This window comes from Variovorax sp. P4_D9, assembly GCF_056401695.1.
The window spans coordinates 22,270-28,431 of record NZ_JBFUIU010000030.1; the positions used below are offsets into that span (position 1 = coordinate 22,270).

Annotated in this window: 6 protein-coding genes; 4 read left to right on the plus strand and 2 right to left on the minus strand. The window is 68.1% G+C overall.

The window, feature by feature from the left end; translation table 11 throughout:
• Positions 1-7: 7 nt before the first annotated feature.
• Positions 8-1,099, minus strand: a complete 1,092-nt coding sequence (gene ychF / locus AC1DY5_RS05685; protein WP_478109492.1) for a redox-regulated ATPase YchF — start codon at positions 1,097-1,099, stop codon at positions 8-10.
• Positions 1,100-1,157: 58 nt separating this feature from the next.
• Entirely contained in the window at positions 1,158-2,039 is an 882-nt protein-coding gene (locus AC1DY5_RS05690) for an MOSC domain-containing protein (protein ID WP_478109494.1), read from the minus strand.
• Positions 2,040-2,127: 88 nt separating this feature from the next.
• On the opposite strand from AC1DY5_RS05690, the gene AC1DY5_RS05695 reads away from it, so the two are divergent.
• The 4 genes from AC1DY5_RS05695 to AC1DY5_RS05710 all read left to right on the plus strand — a co-directional run.
• On the plus strand, positions 2,128-3,243 hold the full coding sequence (locus AC1DY5_RS05695) for an FAD-dependent monooxygenase (protein WP_478109496.1): 1,116 nt from the start codon (positions 2,128-2,130) through the stop codon (positions 3,241-3,243).
• A gap of 16 nt (positions 3,244-3,259) precedes the next feature.
• Positions 3,260-3,982, plus strand: a complete 723-nt coding sequence (locus AC1DY5_RS05700) for a DsbC family protein (RefSeq protein WP_478109498.1) — start codon at positions 3,260-3,262, stop codon at positions 3,980-3,982.
• The gene (locus AC1DY5_RS05705) at positions 3,982-5,775 is read left to right on the plus strand and encodes a M61 family metallopeptidase (protein ID WP_478109500.1); all 1,794 of its coding nucleotides are present in this window, start codon (positions 3,982-3,984) and stop codon (positions 5,773-5,775) included. Before AC1DY5_RS05700 ends, AC1DY5_RS05705 begins: the two co-directional genes overlap by 1 nt.
• A gap of 38 nt (positions 5,776-5,813) precedes the next feature.
• Positions 5,814-6,162 (plus strand): enoyl-CoA hydratase-related protein (locus AC1DY5_RS05710; RefSeq protein ID WP_478109502.1); only part of this gene is annotated, 349 nt, incomplete at its 3' end.

Genomic DNA, 6,162 nt, shown 5'->3' on the forward strand with positions numbered 1-6,162 from the left:
AACCCGCTCAGGAGCTGAACAGGAAGTTCATGACATCGCCATCCTTGACGACGTAGTCCTTGCCTTCGGCGCGCATCTTGCCCGCGTCCTTGGCGCCCTGCTCGCCCTTGAAGGCGATGAAGTCGTTGAAGGCGATGGTCTGGGCCCGGATGTAGCCCTTCTCGAAATCGGTGTGGATCACGCCGGCCGCCTGCGRGCCGGTGTCGCCGATGTGGATGGTCCAGGCGCGCACTTCCTTGACGCCGGCCGTGAAGTAGGTCTGCAGGCCCAGCAGTGTGTAGGCGGCGCGGATCAGGCGGTTCAGGCCCGGCTCGTCCTGGCCGATCTCGGCCAGGAACATCTTGCGATCCTCGTCGTCCATGTCGGCCAGGTCGGCTTCGATTTTGGCGCAGATGGCGACCACCGGCGCGTTCTGCGCCGCAGCGTATTCGCGCAGGCGGTCGAGGAAGGGGTTGTTCTCGAAGCCGTCCTCGGACACGTTGCCGACGAACATCGCGGGCTTGGCGGTGATCAGCGAGAACTGCTTGACCAGCGGCTTGTCTTCCTTGCTGAACTCGATCGAGCGCACCGGCTTGTTCTCGTTCAGCGCGGCCTGGCACTTCTCGAGCAGCGCCACCAGCTTGATGGCTTCCTTGTCGCCCGAGCGGGCGGTCTTGGTGTGGCGATGCAGCGCCTTCTCGACCGTCGACAGGTCGGCCAGGCACAACTCGGTCTGGATCACCTCGATGTCGGAGATCGGGTCGACCTTGCCGGCCACGTGGATCACGTTGTCGTCCTCGAAGCAGCGCACCACGTTGACGATGGCGTCGGTCTCGCGGATGTGCGCCAGGAACTGGTTGCCGAGGCCTTCGCCCTGGCTGGCACCGGCCACCAGGCCCGCGATGTCGACGAACTCGACGATCGCCGGCACCACGCGCTCGGGCTGGACGATTTCGCTCAGCTGCGCCAGCCGCGGATCGGGCACCTCGACCACGCCCACATTGGGCTCGATGGTGCAGAAGGGATAGTTCTCGGCCGCGATGCCTGCCTTGGTCAAGGCATTGAAGAGAGTGGACTTGCCGACGTTGGGCAGGCCGACGATGCCGCACTGGAGACTCATGGCGGGGTGCTTTCAGAAATCAGGGGGTAACTGCGTATTTTAGGCCCGGCCCCCCCGGTCACTCGAAGCGCAGGTTGGCACCCACCGGCTGACCCACGCGCAATGCATGCTCGATCCCCTGCAGCACGATCGCATTCATCCCGAAAGTGATGGCGCCATCGGCGCGCGCGTCCGAACGGTAAGTCCGCAGCATGTCTCCCACTTCGGGACTGCTGAGCGCGGTCTGCGGATCGATATCAGGAATCGGACAGCGCGCGCAGGGCTTGACCGGGCGCACCAACACCTCGCCCTCGGCGGTGGCGATGTGCATCGTCTCGACCCGGTCCTCGTCGTGCGCTTCCACCCCGGCCAGCACGATGTTGGGCCGGAAGCGCTCGATGCCGACCGCCTCGTGGCCGGCCGCGACCAGCTTCGCATTCAGTTCGGCGAGCGAGCCCTCACTCGCCACCAGCAGCGGGAAGCCATCGGCGAACTGGTTCGGCGCCTCGACGCCTTCGGTCCATTTCAGGCTCGACAGGCGCTGCTGCTCCGGGTCGAACYTCGCCATGCGCAGCTTCCGCGGCCGGCCGGGCTCCGACAGAAAGTCGCTGAACCACTGGGCCGCGAGGTCGCCCATGTCGTAGGCCGCCAGCTCGTCCTTCCAGACCTTCACCCGCGTCGGCTGCTCGACGCGGTCGAAGGCAATGTGCAGCGCCAGCATGCCCGGCGCACGCAGCACCATCTCGGACTGCTTCAGCTGCGGCCGGATCAGCGCCATGCGCGGCAGCTCGCGCTGGCTGACGAACTCGCCCGCCGCATCCACCACCATCCAGGCGCGGTCGAACTCCAGGCCGGTCTCGATCAGCAGGGCCTCGTCGAGCTCGACGCCGCCGCAGGACTTGACCGGGTAGACGAACAGGCGGGCGATGGTGGCTTGGAGGTCGAAATCGGCAACATTCACGGGCGGAATCCCTAGGTCGAAGGGCTCGATTGTGCGGCAGTCAGGCCGGCGCCGGGCCGTGGAGGCCACGCCCTCCTACAATCCTCCGATGGCTCTTCCTCCCGAAGTTTGCATTCGCGGCGCCGGCATCGTCGGCCGGACGCTGGCGCTGCTGCTGGCCCGCGAACGCGTGCGCGTGGCGCTGGTGGCCCCGGCCGCGCAACCGGCCGGCCAGGACGTTCGCGCCTACGCGCTCAACAGCGCCTCGAAGACCCTGCTCGAATCGCTTCGCGCCTGGCCCGATGCGGCGCACGCGACACCGGTGCGCGAGATGCTGGTGCATGGCGACGAAGGCGGCCGGGTGCAGTTTTCGGCCGCGCGCCAGAAGGTCGATGCGCTGGCCTGGATCGTCGACGTGCCCGCGCTCGAGCAGCAACTCGCCGATGCGGTGCGCTTCCAGCCCCGGATCGAGGTCGTGACCGCGCCGGTGCCGGCACCGCTCACGTTGGTCTGCGAAGGCCGCATCAGCGCCACCCGCGAGGTGCTCGGCGTCGGCTATGAAGTCACCCGCTATGCGCAGCACGCCATCGCGGCCCGGCTCGAGGCCGAGCAGGCGCACGACGGCATCGCGCGCCAATGGTTCAACGACAAGGGCGAGGTGCTAGCGCTGCTGCCACTGGGCAACACCGACCGATCGCTGGCCCTGGTCTGGTCGGTCGACCAGTTCAGGGCACCGGCCCTGTTGGCGCAGTCGGCCGACCCCTTCAGCGCCGCGCTGCGCGAAGCCAGTCACGATGCGCTCGGCGCTTTCAAGCTCACCAGCGAGCGGTCCGCCTGGCCGCTGCAGCGCGCCATCGCCGACCGCTGGACCGGCTCCTTCGGCGACGGCACGGCCTGGGCGCTGGCCGGCGACGCCGCCCACACGGTCCATCCACTGGCTGGCCAGGGCCTCAACCTCGGCCTGGCCGATGCCGCCGCGCTGGCCGAGGTCATCCGGACCCGCGACTACTGGCGCAGCGTCGGCGACGCCCGGCTGCTGCGCCGCTACGAGCGCGCGCGCCGCACGGACGTGCTGGCGATGAGCCTGGCCACCGACGGCCTGCAGCAGCTCTTCGCCCACAGCGCAGACCCCCTGCCGGCGCTGCGCAACTGGGGCATGCGGGGTTTCGACCGCACACGGCTCCTCAAGAACTGGATCGCACGCCAGGCCATGGGCCTGCAGTGAATGCCCGGAACACACCATGAAACACCCTGTCCGCCCCCTCTTTGCCGCCCTGGCCCTCCTGATGTTCGCAACGGCGCTGACGGCGACGGCCGGCGAAGCCGAGATCCGCAAGAACCTCGCCGCCAAGATCCCCCAGTTCGCCAAGATCGACGAGGTCACGAAGGCGCCGATCCCCGGTCTCTATGAGGTGCGGGTCAACGGCTTCGAGATCTTCTACACCGACGAGCAGGGCAACTACCTGCTGCAGGGCAACCTGATCGACGTCAAGGAGCGCCGCAACCTGACCGAAGAGCGGATCGAGAAGCTTAGCCAGGTGGACTTCGACAAGCTGCCGGCCAAGGACGCGATCAAGATCGTGCGCGGCAACGGCAAGCGCCGGCTGGCGGTGTTCGCCGATCCCAACTGCGGCTACTGCAAGCAGTTCGAGCGCGACCTGACCAAGGTCGACAACGTCACGATCCAGCTCTTCCTCTATCCGGTGCTGGGACCCGACTCGGTGGTCAAGTCGCGCAACATCTGGTGCGCCAAGGACAAGGCGAAGACCTGGGACGACTGGATGCAGCGCGGCGTCGCGCCCGCAGCCGCCGAATGCGACACCGCCGCGCTCACGCGCAATCGCGAATTCGGCCAGAAGTACAACATCAGCGGCACGCCGACACTGATCTTTAGCGACGGCTCGCGCACACCGGGCGCAATCCCGGCGGCACAGGTCGAGAAACAACTCGCCGCGCTCAATTGATGGCCACGCCGGCCGTCCACTGCCGCGTCGAATGCGCGGACCGCAAGGCACACCTGTTCGCGATCACGCTGACCGTCGCCGAACCGGCCGCGCTGCAGCGCGTAGCCCTCGCCGCCTGGATCCCCGGCAGCTACCTGCTGCGTGAGTTCTCCAAGAACCTGCAGCAACTGCGGGCCCAGCAGGGACGACGCCGGCTGGCCGTGCGCCAGCTCGACAAGGCCGGCTGGGAGATCGACTGCACGCCCGGCAAGCCGCTGGTGCTGCGCTACGAGATCTGTGCCTACGACAACTCGGTCCGCACCGCCTGGCTGGACGCCGACCGCGGCTTCTTCAATGGCACCAGCGTGTGCCTGCAGGTCGAAGGCCAGGCCGACGCGCCGCATGTGCTCGAGGTGGTGGCGCCGCCGGCGCTCGCGAACGGCGCGCGCTGGTCCTGCGCCACCGCGCTGCAGCCATCGCGCATCGACCGCCATGGCTTCGGCAGCTACCTCGCCGCTCACTACGACGAACTGGCCGACAGCCCGGTCGAGATGGGGCCGTTCTGGAGCGCCGAATTCGAAGCCTGCGGCGTGCCGCACCGCTTCGTGGTCGCGGGCGCACCGGCCTCCTTCGACGGCGAGCGTCTGGTCGCCGACACCGGCGCCATCTGCGAGGCGCAGATGCGCTTCTGGCACGGCGACAAGGTCGGCAAGCGCGGCGGGCCGAAGCCGCCGCACGAGCGCTACGTGTTCATGCTCAACGCGGTCGACGATGGCTATGGCGGGCTCGAGCACCGCCATTCGACGGCGCTGATCTGCACCCGGCGCGACCTGCCGCAGCTCGACGCCCGCAAGCAGCCCGAGGGCTACACGACGCTGCTCGGCCTGGTCAGCCACGAGTACTTCCACACCTGGAACGTGAAGCGCCTGCGCCCGGTCGAGTTCGCGCGCTACGACTACGCGCGCGAGAACTACACCGGGCTGCTCTGGTTCTTCGAGGGATTCACGAGCTACTACGACGACCTGCTGCTGCGTCGTGCCGGCCGCATCGACGACGCCACCTACCTGCGCCTCATCAACAAGACCATCAACCAGGTGCAGCAGACGCCGGGGCGGCAGGTGCAATCGGTGGCCCAGGCCAGCTTCGACGCCTGGATCAAGTATTACCGCCAGGATGAGCAGACGCCCAATGCCACGGTGAGCTACTACACCAAGGGCGCGCTGGTCGCGATGTGCTTCGACCTCACGCTGCGCTCCGAAGGCCATGGCACGCTCGACGACGTGATGCGCCTGCTCTGGCAGCAGACCGCCGGGGGGCCGATCGCCGAGGCCGACATCGCCGACGCGCTCGAGACGATCGGCGGCCGATCGTTCGCGAAGGAGATGGCAAGCTGGATCCACTCGACCGACGAGCTGCCCTTGTCGGACCTGCTGCGCGCCCACGGCGTGGCCGCGCTCGACGATCCGGCGCAGCGGGCCCAGGAACTCGGCATGCGGGTCGCCGAAACGGGCGGCAGCGTGCAGGTCAAGGTGGTGCTGCGCGGCGGCGCCGCCGAGCAGGCGGGCTTCTCGGCCAACGACGAATGGATCGGCATCGAGCTGCCGGCGGCCAAGGGCCGACCGGCGCAGGGCTGGCGCCTGACGCGGCTCGACGACCTCGCGCTCTATCTCGGGCCGCTGCGCAAGGCCACCGCGCTGGTCGCCCGCGATCGCCGGCTGCTGCGCCTGCTGCTCACGCTGCCCGCGGGCGTCACGACCTGGCGCCTGTTCGCGCAGGATCCCGCAAAGCTGGCCGCCTGGCTGCATACGCAGTAGCTGCCACGCCCCTCATTTTTCGTTTCAAGGAGACACCCATGAGCTACGAGAACATCGAAGTGCGCGTCGAGGCCGAGAAGGTCGGCATCATCACGCTGAACCGGCCCAAGGCGTTGAATGCGCTGAACGACGCCCTGATGACCGAACTGGGCCAGGCGCTGAAGGCCTTCGACGCCGACCCGGCCATCGGCTGCATCATCCTGACCGGCAGCGAGCGCGCGTTTGCGGCCGGCGCCGACATCGCGGCGATGGCCAAGTACAACTTCCAGGACGTCTACAAGGGCGAGTACATCACCCGCAACTGGGAAACCATCCGCCAGATCCGCAAGCCGGTGATCGCCGCGGTGAGCGGCTTCGCGCTGGGCGGCGGCTGCGAGTTGGCGATGA